This is a genomic window from Clostridioides sp. ZZV15-6597 (assembly GCF_020657815.1).
Classification (GTDB): Bacteria; Bacillota; Clostridia; order Peptostreptococcales; family Peptostreptococcaceae; genus Clostridioides.
Window position 1 is genome coordinate 1 of the sequence record NZ_JAGWCT010000071.1, and the last position, 21241, is coordinate 21241.

General features: G+C 28.7%; 18 protein-coding genes and 1 riboswitch. All 18 genes read right to left on the bottom strand.

Translation table 11 applies throughout. The features are described from left to right. A partial coding sequence (locus KGF52_RS14520) for a response regulator (protein ID WP_227840664.1) occupies positions 1–239 on the bottom strand: 239 nt, incomplete at its 3' end. A gap of 34 nt (positions 240–273) precedes the next feature. After that, on the bottom strand, positions 274–2976 hold the full coding sequence (locus KGF52_RS14525; RefSeq protein ID WP_227840665.1) for a sensor histidine kinase: 2703 nt from the start codon (positions 2974–2976) through the stop codon (positions 274–276). A 295-nt stretch (positions 2977–3271) separates the two neighbouring features. Then, positions 3272–5089: an ATP-dependent zinc metalloprotease FtsH gene (gene ftsH / locus KGF52_RS14530; protein ID WP_227829938.1), complete on the bottom strand. Its 1818-nt coding sequence runs from the start codon at positions 5087–5089 to the stop codon at positions 3272–3274. 30 nt (positions 5090–5119) lie between these two features. Next, on the bottom strand, positions 5120–5563 hold the full coding sequence (locus tag KGF52_RS14535) for a MarR family transcriptional regulator (protein WP_227840666.1): 444 nt from the start codon (positions 5561–5563) through the stop codon (positions 5120–5122). A gap of 295 nt (positions 5564–5858) precedes the next feature. Then, positions 5859–6491 carry a TetR/AcrR family transcriptional regulator gene (locus KGF52_RS14540; protein WP_227840667.1) on the bottom strand — a complete coding sequence of 211 codons (633 nt, stop codon included), beginning with the start codon at positions 6489–6491 and terminating at the stop codon, positions 5859–5861. Positions 6492–6644: 153 nt separating this feature from the next. After that, a complete protein-coding gene (locus KGF52_RS14545; protein WP_227840668.1) occupies positions 6645–7535 on the bottom strand; it encodes a homoserine O-succinyltransferase in 891 nt (296 codons plus the stop codon). 32 nt (positions 7536–7567) lie between these two features. Next, positions 7568–8833, bottom strand: a complete 1266-nt coding sequence (locus KGF52_RS14550; protein WP_227829942.1) for an O-acetylhomoserine aminocarboxypropyltransferase/cysteine synthase family protein — start codon at positions 8831–8833, stop codon at positions 7568–7570. 109 nt (positions 8834–8942) lie between these two features. Further along, positions 8943–9045, bottom strand: a riboswitch (SAM riboswitch). 53 nt (positions 9046–9098) lie between these two features. Further along, on the bottom strand, positions 9099–11756 hold the full coding sequence (locus tag KGF52_RS14555) for a cation-translocating P-type ATPase (RefSeq protein ID WP_227840669.1): 2658 nt from the start codon (positions 11754–11756) through the stop codon (positions 9099–9101). Between the two features lie 129 nt (positions 11757–11885). Continuing rightward, complete coding sequence (gene yaaA / locus KGF52_RS14560) at positions 11886–12629, bottom strand: peroxide stress protein YaaA (RefSeq protein ID WP_227829944.1); 744 nt, start codon at positions 12627–12629, stop codon at positions 11886–11888. A 9-nt stretch (positions 12630–12638) separates the two neighbouring features. Next, positions 12639–13103 carry a thioredoxin-dependent thiol peroxidase gene (gene bcp, locus KGF52_RS14565; RefSeq protein WP_227829945.1) on the bottom strand — a complete coding sequence of 155 codons (465 nt, stop codon included), beginning with the start codon at positions 13101–13103 and terminating at the stop codon, positions 12639–12641. A gap of 267 nt (positions 13104–13370) precedes the next feature. Continuing rightward, complete coding sequence (ade, locus tag KGF52_RS14570) at positions 13371–15068, bottom strand: adenine deaminase (protein WP_227840670.1); 1698 nt, start codon at positions 15066–15068, stop codon at positions 13371–13373. A 317-nt stretch (positions 15069–15385) separates the two neighbouring features. After that, the gene (locus KGF52_RS14575) at positions 15386–16540 is read right to left on the bottom strand and encodes a putative manganese transporter (RefSeq protein WP_227840671.1); all 1155 of its coding nucleotides are present in this window, start codon (positions 16538–16540) and stop codon (positions 15386–15388) included. Positions 16541–16800: 260 nt separating this feature from the next. After that, complete coding sequence (locus tag KGF52_RS14580; RefSeq protein ID WP_227829948.1) at positions 16801–17640, bottom strand: 4-hydroxy-3-methylbut-2-enyl diphosphate reductase; 840 nt, start codon at positions 17638–17640, stop codon at positions 16801–16803. Positions 17641–17652: 12 nt separating this feature from the next. After that, entirely contained in the window at positions 17653–18249 is a 597-nt protein-coding gene (locus KGF52_RS14585; RefSeq protein ID WP_227829949.1) for a lysophospholipid acyltransferase family protein, read from the bottom strand. A gap of 51 nt (positions 18250–18300) precedes the next feature. After that, positions 18301–18951 carry a (d)CMP kinase gene (gene cmk, locus KGF52_RS14590; RefSeq protein WP_227829950.1) on the bottom strand — a complete coding sequence of 217 codons (651 nt, stop codon included), beginning with the start codon at positions 18949–18951 and terminating at the stop codon, positions 18301–18303. A 53-nt stretch (positions 18952–19004) separates the two neighbouring features. Then, a complete protein-coding gene (locus KGF52_RS14595; RefSeq protein ID WP_227840672.1) occupies positions 19005–20258 on the bottom strand; it encodes an NAD(P)/FAD-dependent oxidoreductase in 1254 nt (417 codons plus the stop codon). Positions 20259–20282: 24 nt separating this feature from the next. After that, positions 20283–20924 carry a histidine phosphatase family protein gene (locus tag KGF52_RS14600; protein WP_227829952.1) on the bottom strand — a complete coding sequence of 214 codons (642 nt, stop codon included), beginning with the start codon at positions 20922–20924 and terminating at the stop codon, positions 20283–20285. Positions 20925–21129: 205 nt separating this feature from the next. Continuing rightward, on the bottom strand, positions 21130–21241 hold a 112-nt coding region (locus KGF52_RS14605; RefSeq protein WP_255646322.1), incomplete at its 5' end, for a DUF1653 domain-containing protein.

Here is a 21241-nt window from a genome sequence, read left to right on the forward strand (position 1 = left end):
ACTACAATTATTGGTATATTTGAAAACTGCCTAATAGCTTTTATTACCTCTATTCCATCCATATCTTCTAGCCCTAAATCCAAGAGAACGACATCTGGAGAATATGAGACAGCAATTGATATTCCTTCTTTACCAGTTATAGCCTCTTTAACATCATAATCTTGTGTTGCAAGTGCAGTAGATATAAATTTTCTTATTGTTTTATCATCCTCTACTAATAATATAAGTTTTTTACTCATTTCTTCCTCCAAAACTAGATTTCAAAATTTCATACTATTCATTTTCTTTGGGCAAACTAAATTTAAAAGTTGAACCTTTATCTTTATTATTTACTACTAAAATTTCACCTTTATGAGCTTGAATTATAGATTTACAAATTGATAATCCAAGTCCAACACCTTTTCTAGAATCCTTAGTACCTTCTTCTCCAGTAAAGAATCTATCAAATATATGCTCCTTCAGTTCTTTGGATATTCCAGGACCATTATCAGACACTTCAAACCAAACATAATCTTCTTTTTCATATACAATTATATTTATTTTACAATCCTCTTTTGAATATTTTAAAGCATTATCTATTAGATTAATTAAAACCTGTTCTATTAATTTGGCATCCATAGGAACAAATAATATTTGCTCTGGTATATTAATATCTATAATTGCATTTTCAATTCTTTTTTTAATATTTTGTAATGCCTCTGATATAATTTCCTCAACAAGTTCAGAACGTTTTTTGACTTCTAACTTTCCTTCATCTATCTTAGTCATGCTAAGTAAATTTTCAACAAGTCTTATTAACCACTGAGTATCTTCATATACACCACTAAGTAGCTCATCTATTATATCCTGACCTATAGTATCTTTATTTTTTATAATTGTACTAACTGCTCCAGATATTCCTGCTAATGGTGTTCTGAGGTCATGTGAAACTGCTCTTAAAAGATTACTTCTAAGCCTCTCTCTTTCTATCTCAAGATTAGTATTTTCTTTTGCTTCTGATAGAATTTCTCTATCAAGAGCTATTGCCATTTGAGCAGTTATTGTTTCAATTAAACTTATATCTTCTGTATCTAATTTTGAATCAACACACGATATACCAATAACCCCCAAAGTTGAATTCATACCTATAATTGGTATATAATATCCTTTTGAACCAGGAAGTGTATCTGTATCACTACCTGCTACTGTTGAATTAGACAAAACCCAACTTGCAACAGCTTTTTCATCTTCTATATCTAAATCGTTTTTATCCTTATTAGCAGTATTTTTTTTATAGAACTTTGATTTCTTATCCTTATCCATATTTAAATAGCAAACTATATCTCTACTTAGGCTAAGACATAAAAGTTCTATACCCTTATTTACTATATCATCTTTATTTGACAATCTTAAAAATCCCTTAATTATTTGATATATCATTTTTGTATTTTCTTCTCTTTTAGCAGCTGTATCTGCCTCATGTTGTATCTTAGATGTAAGAGTACTAGTTATTATACCAACTATTGAGAATACAACTAATGTTACTATATAATTTGAATCAGCTATTGACAATGTATATAAAGGTGCTGTAAAAAAATAATTTAACAGTACTATATTAAATACAGAGCTTATTATCCCTGTACTATATCCTTTGGTCCACATAGAAACCAAAACTACACCTAACATATATATTAGTAATATATTTTCTCTTATAAATCCCATACTTTGTACTATATATGCCAAAATGCTTATCACTAAAGTAATAATTATAAGTTTTATAAAATCAATTTTACTGATTTTAAATTTTGATTTTATTGATGAGTTATCCTTTTTAGGTCTATATTTAACTTCTGAAGCAAATTTGTAAGGGATTATATGTATATCTATATAATCAACTTCATCTATTAATTTGTCAACTATATCTTTTTTCAGTTTTTTACTCAATTTTTTAGTATTTGAATGATTTCTACCTATTACAATTTTTGTTACGTTTCTTATCTTGGCAATTCTAAGTATCTGTTCTATTACATTTTCACCATGTAAAACAATTATCTCACCACCTAACTTCTTAGCTAGTTTTAAATTGTTTTGTAATTGTTTTTGTTCCTCAAAAGGTAATTTTGCTGTATTTGGAGTTTCAACATATAAAGCCATCCACTTAGCAAATGTACTATCTGCTATTCTAGAAGCGGTTCTAATAACCTTTGCTGAAGATGGAGATGGGCTTATACATGCAAGAAGTGTATCTGATGTAGGTATTACTGTTACATCACCCTTTGATAATCTAGTCATTTGAACTTCTTTATTTACTCTTTCAGCTGTTTTTCTAAGTGCAATTTCTCTAAGTGCAACTAAATTGTCTTTTATAAAAAAATTATCTTTCGCTCTAATTGCCTGTTCCTTTTTATATATTTTACCTTCATTAAATCTTTCAAGAAGTACATCAGGTTCAACATCTATAAGCTCTAATTGCGTACTTGTATCTAAAAATTTATCTGGTATAGTTTCTTTGACTGATACATTTGTAATTATCTCCACGATATCATTTAAACTTTCTAGATGTTGTACATTTACAGTAGTATATACATTTATACCTGCTAGTAATAATTCCTCTATATCCTGCCATCTTTTAGTATGCCTTAACCCAGTGACATTGGAATGAGCAAACTCATCAACTAATATAACTTCTGGCTTTCTTGCTAATGCCGCATCTAAATCAAACTCTTTTAATTTTATAGACTTATATTCTATTTCTTTTACAGGAAGAGTCTCTAATCCATCAAGTAATGCTAATGTTTCTGGTCTAGTATGTGGTTCAATATATCCAACTACTACATCAATCCCTACTTTTTTTAAATTTTGTGCAGACTCCAACATAGAATAAGTTTTACCTACACCTGCTGCATACCCAAAAAATATTTTTAACTGACCTCTATTTAGTTTTTTCTCTTCATTCTTTATTTTTTTTAATAGAATATCAGGATTTGGTCTGTCCATCAAACAACCTCCTTGTACATTTCATTACTATTATAATATCAATTCTAGTATAAAAATGTAGTTAAGATGTATTTTTAATGATTAAGATTATGTAAAGATACAAATATGTACTTTAATTGTAAAATAAAAATGCCTAAATAATAGGCATTTTTATTTTTTATACATTCATTTTTGTCAATTCTCTTGTTTTGATTTATATATATTTTTGATTTATATTTTATTGAAAATGCATTAACAGTTTTAAATATGCAAATACATATTTAAAACTGTTACTACAATCTTTATTTCAACATATTTACTTTAAATTCAGTATTTCCATGAATTCATCACCTGTAATTGTCTCTTTTTCCAATAAATATTCAGCAAGTTCATGTAGCTTATCTATATTATTCTCTAAAATCTCAATTGCATTTTTATGACAAGTCTTTACTATTCTAAATACTTCTTCATCAATTTTAGCTGCAGTATCTGAAGAACAAGCAAGAGAAGAGTCTCCTCCTAGGTACTGATTACTTACTGTTTCAAGAGCAACCATATCAAATTCCTCACTCATACCAAGACGAGTAACCATAGCTCTTGCAATCTTAGTAGCTTGCTCTATATCATTTGATGCACCTGATGTACAAGTATTAAAAATAACTTCTTCAGCAGCACGACCACCTGTAAAAGTAGTTATTTTATCAATTGCTTCTTCTTTGGACATAAGTACACTTTCATCTTCTGCAACTTGCATAGTATAACCCAATGCACCTGAAGTCCTAGGTATTATTGTAATTTTATGGACAGGTGCAGAATGTTTCTGCATTGCAGCAACAAGTGCGTGACCTATTTCATGATAAGCTATGATTTTCTTTTCTTTATCAGAAATCACAGCTCCTTTACGTTGATATCCTGCAATTACGGTCTCAACAGATTCCTCAAAATCTTGTTGCTCAACTACATCTCTACCAGATTTAACTGCTAAAAGTGCTGCTTCGTTTACAATATTTGCAAGTTCTGCTCCAGATGCACCTGATGTAGACCTAGCGATTGCATTATAATCTATATTTGAGTCTACATTTACATTTTTAGCATGTACCTTTAATATAGCTTCACGTCCTCCAAGGTCTGGAAGTTCAACTGGTATACGTCTATCAAATCGTCCTGGACGAAGTAATGCTTTATCAAGACTATCAGGTCTATTCGTTGCAGCTAGTATTACTACACCTATTCCACCATCAAATCCATCCATCTCACTTAATAACTGATTTAAAGTTTGTTCACGTTCATCATTTCCACCTAGTCCACTTCCATTATCACGCTTTTTACCTATAGTATCAATTTCATCTATAAACACTATACATGGAGCTTTCTCTTTAGCTTGTTTAAATAAATCACGTATTCTAGATGCTCCCATACCTACAAACATCTCAACGAATTCAGAACCAGATATTGAAAAAAATGGTACATCTGCTTCGCCTGCTACAGCTTTTGCAAGTAATGTTTTTCCTGTTCCTGGAGGTCCTACTAAAAGTGCACCTTTTGGCATTTGTGCTCCTATTTTTTTATATTTTTCTGGGTTGTGTAAGAAATCTACTATCTCACTTAGAGCTTCTTTTGCCTCATCTTGACCAGCTACATCATTAAATCTTTTTCCACTTTGGGCAGATACATACATTTTGGCATTGCTCTTTCCAAATTGCATACTATTACCACCCATTCGTTTTTGCATCGATTTCATCATTAAATTACCAAATAGCATAAGAATACCTATAGGTACTATCCATGTAAGTAAAATACTTAAAAGAGGTGAATTTTCTTTAGGAATAATCTTAGTAAATTCTACTTTTGCATCTTTTAATCTATCAACTAGTTCTGGGTCATCCATTCTACCAGTTATGTATATATTTTTATCCTTACTACTAGATGGGCTTATTGCAATTTTATTACTTTCTATCTCAACAGATTTAACCTTTCCTGTATCTAACATTGTAAGAAATTTTCCATAATCAATCTCAACCATTTTTTTATCCATTAGACTTGGAAATATTAAAGCATTTAAAAACATTACTACTATTATTATTATTGTGTAGTAATAGAGTATTGACCTCTTTTGTGGTTTGTGTTCATCCATAATTTTGTTCTCCTTTAAATTAATTTTATGTTATTTGCAATCAATATGAGTTAAAAGCTTATTTAATTTTTTTAAGCCCTCTATTATATCTTCCATATCTTGCAATTTTTCACTAGTCATATTTTCAAAATAGTCATCAAAAATACTACTTGAAATATTTTCTTGTATATCTAACGATTTTTCTGTTACTTTAACTTTTACAATTCGTTGGTCTTCTTTATCTCTTATACGATTTAAAAATCCTTTTTTTTCTAGTCTTTGGCATATTACTGATACATTGCTATTTGTCATATTCAAATTTTTACCTAAATCACTTATTTTTTTCTCTCCATGTTCACATAGTTCTGATAAAATCAAAGCTTGTACTGCTGTAATCCCAAGCGGTTGATAGAACTGACTTAATGAAGTAGTAAATTTAATATTTATATCTCTAGTTAATTCTAGCAGTGCTTTTTTAAAACTTATCTCATCCATATAAATTCTCCCTGTAAAAATACTTTATTTTACTAATATTTTTAACTTTAAATTCAAAAATATTTTATAAATAATACTTAACACTATAAATATTTAATGTATTAAATATTATAGTATTAAGTATTTATTGTCAATAACAATATTGTAACTTCAATCATAAATAGTTTATCTTATTATTGAAATTTTTGTATAAGATATTTTTAATAAAAAATCGATGTATTTATTTTACACCGATTCCTCTCATTTTAATCTTATTTAAAAATTAAAATCTAAAGTATTTACTATTACAATAAATTTAATCTTCTGTTAACATATTATATATAAAATCAAAACTTCCTTTATGTGCACCCAAAGTCGTTTCCATAATACAAACAAATGCCTTTGCTTTTTGTAGTATTTCATCATTATCCCAATCAAACATACTTTTATCAAATATACATTCAGAAGAAACAAGTAAAAACTCTATTGTCTCTTTTGGATATTTTGTATTGAATATTCCTTCTCTTATACCTTGTTCTACTACCTCTGTTAAAATAGGTGTAAAATTTAAAATAGTTTTAACTATTGTCTTTTGATGCATCTCAGCATTGTTGGGTTGGTGAAATTGGTTAATCACTTTTTCCTTACTTCCTCCAACTTTAGGTCTTTGAGATATTAATATTTGAAAAAACTTTTCAATAACTGGAATATCTGGATTTGAAGCAATTTCTTTTAACATATTTATATCATTATCTATAATTCTAGTTATAATTGCATCCATTACCTCTTCTTTAGATTTAAAGTAGTAATAAAATGTTCCTTTTGCAATTCCAATCTCATTTAAAATATCATTTATAGTAGTTTTTGTGTATCCTTTAGTACAAAAAAGCATTTCAGCTGTATTGAGGATTTCACTTTTACGTTCTTCCGGGTCTTTTATAATTCTCATATAGTTTCTCCTTTCAATAGACCATCAGTCGGTTTAGTCTTATTATATAAAACTACTTTTATAATGTCAATTTTATAAAGTAAAAATAAGGTATAAAGAAGTATTATAATTACTTTTATACCTTATAGATTCTCATATTTTTTTAGTTGTGCTTTATATTATTAGATAGTTTTTTATCCAATTTCTAAACAAAAGTTCTGAATGTTTTTTCCATTTAACAGTTGGTTCTTTTGAAGGATCGTCATTTATATAGTAATTTTGAGGTATTGAGATTTTATCACCTCTATCTACATCTCTTTTATATTCTCTATCTAAAGTATATTTATCATATTCACTGTGACCCATTACAAATACATCTCTTGAATTTGTAATTATATAAGGACCAGCTTCTTTAGAATGACTTACAATGCTCAATTCATCATTATTTTTTAAAGTTTCAATATTTACAGTAGTGTGTCTTGAATGTGGAGCAAAAAACTCTTTTTCAAATCCATCTACTATCTTACTATTTTTATCTACTTCATGCTTAAATACTCCAAAACATTTTTGACTTAATGGAAGTTTTTTTACATTGTAGTATTTGTAAAGACCTGCTTGAGCTGCCCAACATATATATAATGTAGATTTAGCCTTTCTTTTAGAATAATCCATAATATCTTTTAGTTCATCCCAATAATCAACTTCTTCAAACTCCATTTGTTCAACTGGAGCTCCTGTTATTATAAAACCATCAAAAGATTCTTTTTTTGCTTCATCAAATGTTTTATAAAAATTCTTAACATATTCATTACAACTTCTTTTACTCTCTCTTGTTGAGATTTTAATAAATTCTACAGATACATTAAAACCTGTCTTATCTATTCTTCTAAGTAAATCTAACTCTGTATCTATTTTTATGGGCATTAGATTTAATATAGCTATTTTAGTATCTATATTTTCTTTGTATTCTAAATGTTTATTAAAGTCTTCTTTACAAATCACATCTATTCCTTCATCTAATAATTTATTAATAACAGGTAGCCCCTTTGGTAGTATTAAAGCCATCTCTTTTCACTTCTCTTTCTCTTCTTATACTATTAGAAATTTAAAGCTTGATCTAAATCAGCTATTAAATCCTCTACATTTTCTATTCCAACAGATAATCTTATTAGTGAAGGTAATACTCCAGATGCAATTAATTGTTCTTCTGTTAATTGTCTATGAGTAGTTGAAGCTGGATGTATAACACAAGTTCTTACATCTGATACATGAGTGACTAATGCTGCTATTTGTAGTTTTTCCACAAATTTTTTAGCATTTTCAAGTCCCCCTTTTACTCCAAATGATAAAACTCCACTGCATCCTTTTGATAGATATTTCTTGGCATTTTCATAATACTTATTATTTTCAAGTCCTGGATAGTTAATCCAATCTACATTTTTATGTTTTTCTAAAAACTTAGCTATCTTAAGTGCATTTTCACTATGTCTCTCCATTCTAAGATGTAGTGTTTCAATATTTAAATTAGTAAGATATGCGTTAAATGGACTCAAACAATTTCCATAGTCTCTAAGTAATTGAACTCTTGTTTTAGTAGCATATGCAGCATTGCCAAACTTCTCAGTATAACTTATTCCATGATATGTTGGGTCTGGCTCAACTAATTCTGGAAATTTTCCATTGTCCCAGTTAAAGTTTCCACCATCTACTATAATTCCACCAACACTTGAAGCATGGCCATCTAAGTATTTTGTAGTAGAATGAGTGACTATATTTGCTCCATATTTTAGTGGATTACAAAGTACTGGTGATGCTAATGAGTTATCAACTATAAATGGAACATTAATTCTTTTAGCTACATTTGCTATTTTTTCAAAATCTATAACTTCAAGAGTTGGATTTGCAAGTGTCTCTGCAAATACAACTTTAGTATTTTCATTTGCAAGTTCTACTATTTCATCCTCGCTTGCATCTAAATCAAATGATATTAAATCTATTCCAAATTTTTTAAGACTAGGTCCTAATAAATTAAATGTTCCTCCATATACTTTTGAAGAACAAAGTATACTATCTCCAGATTTACATATATTTAAAACTGCCAACATATTTGCAGATTGACCTGAGGATACGGCAACAGATGATACTCCTCCCTCTAACAAACTTATCTTTTCTTCAAAAGCTTGAACAGTAGGATTACTTATTCTGGAATACATATGACCATCAGCTTTTAAATCAAATAAGTCAGCAAGTTGGTCTATACTACTATATTTAAAAGTTGTACTTTGATATAAAGGTAAAACTCTTGGTTCTCCATTTCCTGGCTTATAATTTCCTTGCACGCATATTGTTTCTTTGTTATACATTTTTGTATCCCCCTTAGATTTTAATTAAGAAAATTAAACTATTTGTCAGATGAGATTTAAAATAAATAAAGCCTGAGTATATAACTCAGGCTCTGTATAAGCTTAATTATACTCATCTCTCAGCTTTCGCCGCAGGATTTAGCACCAATGTATATAAATATACTGGTTGCCGGGTTTCATAGGGCCAGTCCCTCCACCTCTCTGGATAAGATTTATTTAATTTTTCTATGTTTTATATCTTATATTTTTTTCCTAATTTTGTCAACTATTTTTTATATAATTTTCTTTTAATAAATTTTCCAACCTCTACTTGCACTACAGACATTATAGCTAAAATCACTGTTACAAGCCACTGTGAGCTATTTAAAACAGTTAAATTAAATGCATCTCTAAAATTAGGGACAAATAATATAACTGCCATAAGCAAAGCAGAAGTTAAAAATGAGATTAAAAGAAATGGGTTTTTACCACTATTTTTAGTAAACATAGAGTCTGTATTTGAACGTTGGCTAAATGCACGCAACATTTGTGAAAATGCTAATACACAGAATGCCATTGTTTGACCTACAGTATGGTTTCCTATATTAAGACCAATTTTATATGCTAAAATGGTCATTATTGCTACAAATATCCCCTGAGTAATAACTCTTTGTACAAGATTTTTTTCAAACAAACTTTCTGATTTAACAGGTTGATGCTTCATTATGTTTATACTTGGTGGGTCAACTCCAAGAGCAAGTGCTGGAAGAGTTGCTGTTGCAAGGTTTACCCATAGAATATGCACAGCAAGAAGTGGAGTATCCCAGTTTAACAATATTGCAACAAATAGTGTAAGTATCTCTGCTATATTTCCAACAAGCAAGAATTGTATAACCTTTTGTATATTTCTATATACACGCCTACCCTCTTTTATTGCATAAGCAATTGTGGTAAAACTATCATCCATTAAAATCATATCTGAAGAATCTTTTGCCACATCTGTACCACTTATACCCATAGCTATACCAATATCAGCAGACTTTAATGCAGGGGAGTCATTTACCCCATCTCCAGTCATCGCTGGTACTTCTCCTATTCTTTTTAGAGACTGTATAATTCTGAGTTTATCAAATGGTGATACACGAGCAAATACTGTAGCATTTTTAACAGCTTTATCCAGTTCCTCATCACTTAAATTATCAAGTTCATCACCAGATATAACAGTATTTCCTTCATTCCAAATTCCCAATTCATGAGCTATTGTTGTGGCAGTGACTTTATGGTCACCTGTTATCATTATGGTTCTTATGCCTGCTTCTTTACAAGTTTTTACTGCATCAATTACCTCAGTTCTTGGTGGGTCAATCATACCAACCATACCAATAAATGTCAAATCATATTCTATGTTTTCACTATCTTCCTTTGGTATCGATAAAATTTCACGCTTAGCAAAACCAAGTACACGTAATGCATCTTTAGACATAGCGAGACATAATTCGTGTATATTTTTTTTATCCAACTCTGTAATGTTTCTTTCACCTTTTGATGTTAATATTTTGGTACATAAATGGAGAAGTTCATCCACTGCACCTTTAGTATATACTGTGATTTTTCCATCTATATCATGAACAGTTGTCATACATTTTCTGTCGGAATCAAAAGGTTGCTCAAATACACGTGGATATTTCTCTTCAAGAGCTTCTTGATCTATTCCAAATTTATTAGCCATAAAAATCAATGAACCTTCTGTTGGATCACCTAATATTTCATCTGTTTTATCTGGATTTATACATGCATCATTACAAAGTGCACCAGCATAAACAATCTCTTTGTATACTAGTGGATGTTTCTCAGACGCAGTATCTATTGATGTTACTTTTCCAGATTCAAAATCGCCATTTACAGCAATATGTGTAACAGTCATTTTATTTAAGGTTAATGTACCAGTTTTATCACAACATATTACTGTAGCTCCTCCTAATGTTTCAACTGCTGGCAACTTTCTAATCAAAGCATTTCTTTTAGCCATACGTTGCACACCTAGAGCCATTACAATGGTTGCTGTTGCAGGTAATCCCTCTGGAATGATTGATATAGCAAGGGAAATTGCAATCATAAACATTGGTAAGAGAGGTCTCTGGTAAAATGCACCTATTGCAAATATAATAACGCATACAATAATACCTATAACACTTAATGTCTTTCCAACAGTATTAAGTTTACGTTTTATAGGAGTATCAAAATCATTTTGTGAATCTAAAAAATGTGCTATATTACCTACTTCTGTGTCCATACCAGTTGCAACTACAACGCCTACACCTCTACCATATGTGACAATTGAAGACGTATAAGCCATATTACTACGGTCTCCTAATACACTTTCTTCAGGTAAAAGGTCATCTGAATCTTTTTCTGATGGTACAGACTCTCCTGTTAAAGAAGCTTCTTGAATTTTTAAACTAGATGTATCTATTAAACGAATGTCTGCTGGAATCATTGCTCCATCTTCTAAAAAAACAATATCTCCTATTACAAGATTACTTGCTTGGATAACATTTTCTTCACCATCACGCATAACACGTGCTGTAGGTGAATTCATATTTTTTAGTGCTTCTAATGATGATTCTGCTTTTTTTTCTTGAACAATACCAATAACTGCATTTACTGTTACAATTATTAGAATTACAAAAGCTTCTGTAAATTCTCCAAATGCTAAAGATAATACTGATGCACCTATTAGTATCAATACCATAGCATCTGTAACTTGGGTCCAAAGCATTTGTAAAACTGTTCTAGGTGGTCTTTTTCTCAGTTCATTTAAACCATGCTCTTTAATCCTGTTTTCCGCCTCGGTATCGGTGAGCCCCTCCTCTGATGAGTCTAAACTCTCTAATACTTCATGTGTTGCCATCGAATGCCAAGGCATCTGTTTGTGATTTTCCATTTTGGAAGATCACTCCTTTCTTTTTTTGATTTAAGAATAATTATATTTTAAAATCCAATTCAATTCAATACTCAACAATTATATTTTACCTAAATTTAACAATTTGGTTTAAAATCTATATAAAAATATCTACTCTTTTACAAACACATACTCATTATTGTTAGATAAGTTTTCCTGATATTTATACCCTTCTAAATTAAATTTTTTTAAGTCGTTAATATCTTCTATTTTATTTTTAATAATATATTTTACCATCATTCCTCTAGCTTTCTTTGCTTGTGTTGATTCAACTTTTAATATATTATTTTTATTTATTTTAAAATTACATGTTACATATGTATGATTATCATCGATAAATTTTCCCACAGTTTTACTGTATTCACTTGATGCAAGATTGACAATAGCTGTATTTTCTTTACTTAATTCTTTATATATACTGTCTCCCCAATATTCATATAAATTTTTAAATTCTCTTATCTGTAGCTTTGTCTGCATTTCTAGTCTGTATTCATATATACTATCATAAGGTTTTACAACCCCATACAATCCACTTATGATTCGAATACAATTATTTGCAAATTCCTCATCTTGCTTTGTAAAACGCTCTGCTTCTATATTTTTATATTGTATTCCATCATAAGTTAAGATTGCAGGACTTCCTAGACTGTCAAATTTAAAATTATCAAATCTACTCTTGTTCAATATGGCTAACTTCTCGTTGATTTTCATTTTATTTTTAAAATCTTCTAAACTAAAATTTTTTATATTCTTTGATATTTCTTTTGCATTATCTATAAAACAAGGTAAGCTTAAATCTCTATCAACTGCTTGTGCATGTTTCATATTTTTAGCTGGTGATAACATTATAATCATAAATTCTTATTACTCCTGTTTTTCCAAATATTCAAGAATCTCTTGTGCATTTGTATCTGGTTTTGCTTTTTCAAAAACTTTTTCAATAATTCCACTTTCATCTACAATATAAGTTGCACGAACGACTCCTAGAGCAGTTTTCCCATACATTTTTTTCTCTTTCCACACATCAAAAGCCTTAATAGCAATTAAATCTGGGTCAGAAAGTAAAATAAAAGGAAGCTCATGTTTTTCTGCAAATTTTTGATGTGATTTAATACTATCTTTACTTATTCCAATAACTGGTATATCATTATTTTTAAATCCTTCATATGCGTTTCTAAATGCACATGCCTGACGTGTACATCCTGGTGTATTATCTTTAGGATAAAAATATATTACCACTTTTTTCCCCTTAAAATCTGACATACTGACTTTATTTCCATCCTTATCTTCTAATGTAAATTCTGGTGCTTTTGTACCTATACTTAACATAAATATCTCTCCTTTTGTTTTTTAATCAATAATTTATACTATATTTATATTAATACCCTATATTTCTATATATAAATAAAATATTTTACTTTTTTATATGGAAAATTTCATGGATATGTAAATTTTATATACTAAAAATTTCAACTTTATTTGATTAGAGCATTTAAAGTGGAATTTATGTTAAATAACTATAGTAATTAAAATAAACAGGATTTAATTTATGTATTAAATCCTGCTTATTTATTTTTAATCTTCTAATACTCTAATCTATATAAATTTAAATTCTTCTACATCAAATAGACCTAAATCAGTAAGTCTTATTTTTGGAATAACAGGAAGAGCCATAAATGAAAGTGTAATAAAAGGGTCTACATACTTTGGAACTCCCATTTTTCTTGCTATTTTTAACATATTATCAGTTGTTTCTTGCACTTTATCTGCTGGAAGAGTACTAATTAATCCAGCTACTTGAAGACTTAAGTGAGCAAGTACTTTTCCATTTGATACAATTACATAGCCACCCTGTATATCTCTCAAGTAATTTACTGCAACTATAATATCTTCATCATTATCTCCTGCAACTATGATATTATGTGAATCATGAGCTACAGTAGTTGCTATTGCTCCATTTTTTATACCAAAACCTTTTAATGGTGCAACTGATATGTTTCCAGTCATTCTGTGTCTCTCAACAACACAAAGCTTTGAATATTCTTCATTTGGATTGAAATATCCATTTTTGTTTGGTATAGATTCAAATAATTTATTTGTTAGAATCTGATATGGTACAATTTCCATTACATAATTTTTCTCATTTAACTTTAATTGTATTTTTTCTCTATCAATATCTTTAAATTTAACTGTATTAAGCAGCTCTTTATCCTTAATTTCATAATTATAATCAGAAAAAATTCCCTCATCTATCAATTTACCATCTTTATAAACACTAGCTACCTCCATATTTTCTAAATTGTTTAGAACAACAATATCTGCTTTATACCCAGCACCTATTGCTCCAATTCTATTTAGACCATATGCTCTTGCTGAATTATAAGTTGCAATTTTAATAGCTTTAATTGGCTCCATACCCAAATCGATTGCACACTTTATATTCCATCTTATATGCCCTTGTTTTTCTATATCATCCAAATGTTTGTCGTCTGTACAAAACATAAATTCTTCAATTGGTAAGCTATGTTTCAATAATCCCTTTATTATAGCTTCTAAGTTTTTTGCTGCACTTCCTTCTCTTATAAAAATTTTTAGACCTGCTCTTAATTTTTCATACACTTCATTAAAAGTTATACATTCATGGTCATTTTTTATTCCTGCACATACATATGCTTGAAGTGACTTTCCAGTTATATTTGGTGCATGTCCATCTGCCATTTTATCTTTAAAAGCCTCTAATTTATCTAAAATTTCTTTTTCAGCAGATATAACATCATTAAAACACATTACCTCTCCTAATCCTAAGATTCTAGGATTATTTATGTAGGCATCCATATCTTTTGCACTAAAATTTCCTATTCCATTAGTTTCGAATCTTGTTGCAGGTACAGATGATGGTAGCATAATATATACATTTAAAGGTATCTCTTCTGTTGATTCTAGTAAAAAGTCTATTGCACTTGCTCCTTTTACATTGACTAGTTCATGAGGGTCAGCTATAACAGTTGTTGTACCTGACTTTAGTAATTTTTTTGATAATTCAATTGGCATTACCATTGTAGACTCAATATGCATATGTGCATCAATAAAACCAGGTGACAAGTATTTACCACTACAATCAATCTCTACTTTTCCACTATATTCGCCGATTCCAACAATTGTATCCTCTACTATTGCTATATCTCCTACTATTAATTCTTCTGTGAATACATTTATAATTGTTCCATTTTTAAGTACAATATCAGCTTTATCTCTTCCACTTGCTACATCACACTTTTTTTTCAAATTACTCATTTTTACAACTCCTCTTAAATTTTTTATATCAATATACTTGTTGTATCATATTAATTTATATTAGCATATTTTATGCTTACATCTCTACCCTACTTACGTTGAGTATGGAGTATTTGGCCTATCTTCGATAAAAAGCATTTATTCCATAATTTATTAAATTAAATACAAAAACATGAGAAACAATAATATTATTTCTCATGTTCTTTATAAATATTTTAATTATATTAAATTTTATTTTTTATATTTTTAATATTTGTTGCTATATCCATAGTATAGATTTATGTATTTTTATCATTTATACTAATAACTACTTTTAATTAACCTAAAAATGCATAAACTATCATTCCTACGATTATAGCTGGTATAGTAGTAATAATCATAGCCCATAAGGAAGATTTTTTGTCCATTGCTAAAAGTGGAAAAAGTGCATCTCCATCTTGAGATATGGAATTAGCTATTACTGCACCAAGTGGTATAGTTCCTTTCAAGTAAAATGACATAAGTACAATTTGTATACCACACCCTGGAATAAGCCCAAGACCTGCACCTATAAATACACTAATTACACCTGTTGATAAAACTAAATTAACTAAGTATTCATCTCCACCTAAAACCAATATTATCAAATTGTAAATAAGATATGCAATAAAAATCCATGTAATAACAAATGAAATTTCACCTACAGAATGTATAAGCATTTCTCTTAAGGAAATCTTCTTATTTTCTTCCTCTTTTTGATTAGAATTTTTAAATACTTTTTTAAAACACCACATATAAACTATTGAGAATAGTATTCCTATAACTGCTATTGCTTCTTCTAGTGAATGTAATTTTTCAATAATAGGAAGATTTATTCCAGAATGAGCAAGAGACATAAATATAAAACCTATTAATACAATTCCTATATAAATTTTGTACCCTTTACCATGTGTTATTATAAATGCAAGTCTATTCGTATTTCCATGAGATTTAGCTAAATTATCCAAAATTATACCATCATGATTATGCGACTCTTCATTCTCTTTATGCTCACTTTTATCTATATTATGTTTGTCTGATTTTCTATATTTATTTAATTTCAATTTTTTTTCTAATTTAAAATAATCTACTAGTTGTCCCGTTATTATTCCTGTAATTGTACTAACTATAGTCACAAAAAAATACATTTTAATATTTGATGAAATAAGTATAAATGCAGCATCCCCCATACTTGCTATTAAACTTGCAATGATTGCTCCAAAGCTTAATTTTCCACTTATATATAATGGCATGATTGCCAAACTCCCACCACAACCTGGTATAGCTCCTATCAAAGCTCCTATTAAAGGTTGATATTTTCTATTTTTTGATATAATATTAGTAAAATTACCACTAGTTTTATAGTTTATATATCCAAATAGCAAAATAAAAAATCCAATCATAGAACCCACATGTAAAAATGCTTCTTCAGAAGCAGATATTAACATTTCCATTAATTTACCTCCTATATTAATTTCGCAATAATTATATTATATTTTATTTGTTATTGATAATCAATATCATTATACTATTTAAATTTCTAATATTAAAAAGTGCATATCTTATATTGTTAATTTCTTGCATATTAAGATACACACTTTCTGATATTAGGTTATCTAGTTGCCACATGTAATAGTATAAAATTACATATAGATATTACAATAAATTTTATATATTATACCAGTAGTACACATGTTTTTATTGTTTACTATATTTATAAATTCTCAATAAATGTTATTACTTCCTCTATTATCCAATCTGGTGTAGATGCTCCTGCTGTAACTCCTACATTTTTATACTTCTTAAGCATATTTACATCCAATTCGTCTTTAGTTTCTATTGCAAAAGTTGGAACTAAATCTTCACAAACTTTTACTAACTTTTGAGTATTAGAACTGTGTTTTCCACCTATAACTATCATACAATCAACTTCTCTTGCTAATTCTTTAGCAGCTTCTTGTCTAGTTTTTGTAGCTGAACAGATTGTATCATTAAACACTATATGTTCTAGTTTATCAGCTAATTTGTCAACTATATTTGAATATAAATCTGGATTTATCGTTGTCTGTGCAACAACACAATATTGTTTTGAATTGTCAAATTCCATATTCTCCATTTGCTCTACAGCTTTTATTATTATTGCTGAGTTTTCGCACCATCCATTTATACCTATCACCTCTGGATGTTTCATATCTCCAATAACTATTATTTCATAACCCTTATTATGATACTCACTCACTACTGTATGTATTTTCTTTACAAATGGACATGTAGTATCTACAATTTTAAGCTTTTTATTTTTAGCTTCTTTGTATACTTTCTCAGGAACTCCATGAGATCTTATTATCATATTTTCATAATCTGGTATTATATCAATTTCATCTACAGTTTTAAGACCTTTCTGTTCATATCTTGCTACTGCTTGCTTGTTATGAATAAGAGGTCCTAAAGCATATATTCCAGAATCATTTTTCTCTACTTCATCCCATGCCATTTTCATTGCTCTCTTTACTCCAAAGCAAAAGCCTGCATTTTTTGCTATTTTAACATTCACAAAATTCCCCCCTTATTTTGAATATTTAAAGTAATTCTGTTTTATTATTTCTAAAACTTCTTGTGACATTCTTTCATGGTCATCATTACTTAACTTTTCTTTAAAATGTTCTTCAAATGATATTGGCTCTCCAAAATACACAATTACCTTACTAAAAAGTTTATACTTAGATATTATCGACACTGGTACAACCTTAGATTTACTCTTTATTGTAAATAGAGAAAGACCTGCCTTAGCTTTGCCAAAGTTATCTCCTTTAATTCTTGTTCCTTCTGGAAATATTCCCAACACATAACCATCTCTAATTGACCTTAAAATAGTTTTTATAGTAGATACATCTGGCTTTTCTCTATTTATAGGCATAACATGCAATTTTTTTAATATAAAACCTAATGGTTTCACTTTAAATAATTCTTGTTTTGCAATAGCTGCTATCTCCCTATTCTCTATAGCTGCAGCTAAAAATACAGGATCAAGATTTGACTTATGATTTGAAGCCACCACTATATTTCCTCTATCTGGTATATTTTCGGCACCTATAACTTCATATTTAAAAAACACTTTAGAAAAACATCTAAAAATATTTATTGCAAATCTATAAAAATTCACGTTTATCTCCCTTCAATACTACATTATATTCTCGTTTTAGATACATTGAGCTTAAAAACTTATCTTAGATACAACTTCTTGTACAACCTGCTCTATAGTCTTTCCTGTAGTATCTATTTCTAGTGCATCATCAGCTTTTACTAGTGGTGCAAATTCTCTATTTGAATCAATTTCATCTCTCTTTACTATATCTTCAATTACTTCTTTTAAAGTAGTATTATATCCTTTATTACAAAGTTCTTTATAGCGTCTACTTCCTCTTTCTTCTGGTGTAGCTACTAAAAAGAATTTATAATCTGCATTTGGAAAAACATATGAACCTATATCTCTACCATCTAATATTACTGAACTTTTTGTTCCAATTTTTCGTTGAACTTCAACCATTAACTTTCTTACTTCTTTTATCTTAGCTACATTGGAAACATTATTACTTACTTCTATTGTTCTGATTTCCTCATTTATAATTTTTTGGTCTAAATATATGCTATTATTTTTAAAATCTATATCCGAATTTTCAGCTATTTTAATAACTTCTTTTTCATTATTGACATCAATATTATTTTTTAAACACTTATAAGTAACAGCTCTATACATAGCACCTGTATCTATATAATTTATATTTAGTTTTTCTGCTACTATCTTAGCTATTGTACTTTTACCAGCCCCTGCTGGTCCATCCACAGCTATAATCAAATTACTCATATCTACACCTCTATTTTATTTATATTTAATAATCGACTTATTAAAAACTATACTTATACACTAGTCCCTGCAAGATATCCAGTTGAAAATGCTATTTGTAAATTATATCCACCAGTTTCTGCATCTACATCTATTACCTCACCTGTAAAAAATAAATCCTTTATTAACTTAGACTCCATTGTAGAAGAATTAATTTCTTTAACTGAAATACCACCAGAAGTAACCATTCCAGTGTTTATGCCTGTAGTTCCATTACAAGTTAGTTTCATATTTTTTATATACTCAATAATTTTAATTTCATCAGCCTTAGACAACTCATTTGCTTTTTTATCACTTAAAGATAATATAGAAAGAATTTCTCTTAAGAAGTTTTGAGGTAATATCTGTTTAAGATTATTTAAGATATTTTTATTTGGAATTTCTCTAATTATATTAGAAATTTCATTGACATCTAAATTTGGTAAAAAATCTATATTTAATTCTACCTTATCTTTTTCAATAATCTTATTGATATAAGAAGACATTATAAGTACACAAGGACCTGTTATCCCAAAATGTGCAAATAGCATGTCTCCTGATTTTGATATTTTCTTTTTCTTAATCTTACAAGATATTTCTACATTTCTCATAGATATTCCTTGTAAAGCTTTAATCCATTTTTCTTCTATTGTAAGTGGAGCTAAAGCAGGATATAGTTTATTTAATGTATGTCCATGATTTTGAAGAACCTTATACATTGAACCATCTGAACCTGTTTTTGAATAACTAACTCCTCCAGTTGATATAATAACTTTATCACCTAATATATTATCTCCATTATCTAAAATGACACCCTTTATTGAATAATTTGCTTTATTATTGTTATGGTCATCTTGTTCAGTGATTTTTTCAATTATAATATCCACAACTTTTTTATTATACATTATCTTTACATTATGATTAATTAAGTCCTTATTTAATACTTCTATTACTTCTATCGATTTATCATTCTTAGTATAAACCTTATGGTCATTTTCTTCTTCAATCTTATACTCTAAATTTTTACTTTCAAAATACGATATAAGATTTTTATTTGTAAATGCATAAAAGCTACTATATAGAAATTTTTTATTGTTTACAACCTTATCAAAAAAAGCTTCTATCTCTCTATTGTTGGTAAAGTTACATCTACCTCCACCAGTTGCTCTTAACTTTCTCCCTAACTCTCCATTTCTTTCAATCAATATTACTTCATTATTGTTTTTTGAAGCTGACAAGGCTGCCATCATGCCAGATGGACCTCCACCAACCACTATAACTTTACTCATAAACTTCTCCTTATAATTTGATACTTACTCAAGTGCAGAATTATTTATTTTTACATGATTTTTTATATGACTTGTATCATTCATCTTTATTACTACTGGACCGTAATCTTTAAATTCTACTATATTTAAAGCAGTGTTATCTTGCTTAATTCTGTATATATTTTCCATACCTGACTCTAGGAATGATAGTAACATAACCCTCAATGTAATTGAATGTGTAACAAGAACTATATTTTTATCATTGTATTTTTCATTTAATTCCTTTATAAAAGTATCTACTCTTTCTTTTATAATTTTAAGAGTTTCTCCTTCTGGTATATTTACTAAATGTGGCTCATTTCTCCATGTTGAATATATATCTGAATAGTCTTTTTGAATTTCTTTTATTAAAAGACCTTCCCAAACTCCAAATCCCATTTCTCTAAGTGCTTCAGTTTTTTGGACTTCAATATTGAGCTTATCACCTAAAATTTGAGCTGTTTGCATTGCTCTTCCTAAATCACTACTAAAAATATAATCAATTGAATACTTACCAATGTCTTCAGAAAGTTCTCTTGCTTGTTCTATCCCTTGTGCTGTAAGGTCAGAATTACCATGACCTTGTGTTTTTCCTAATAAGTTCCAATCTGTTTGTCCATGTCTTACTATATAAAAAGTATTTCCCATATTTCCTCCTAATATATCTGTCTATTTTTTATTAAATATAAATTGTCACTTCTCAAAATTTAATTATATCATATAACAGTTTACTATGTTTCTATTTTATAACTTAATCTAAGATATTCTTCTCAGCTCATCCTATTTATATTTACCACAATTTATTATATAATAACAGTTTTTTTCTTAAATTATAAAATGTAATCATCATATTTTATTTATAAAATTCTTCAAATCTATATTCTTGAATCGGATTAAAATATTTATCTCTATCTACTTTTGATAAAAACATGTCTAGTGGCCTTACAAATACTCCTGTATCATCA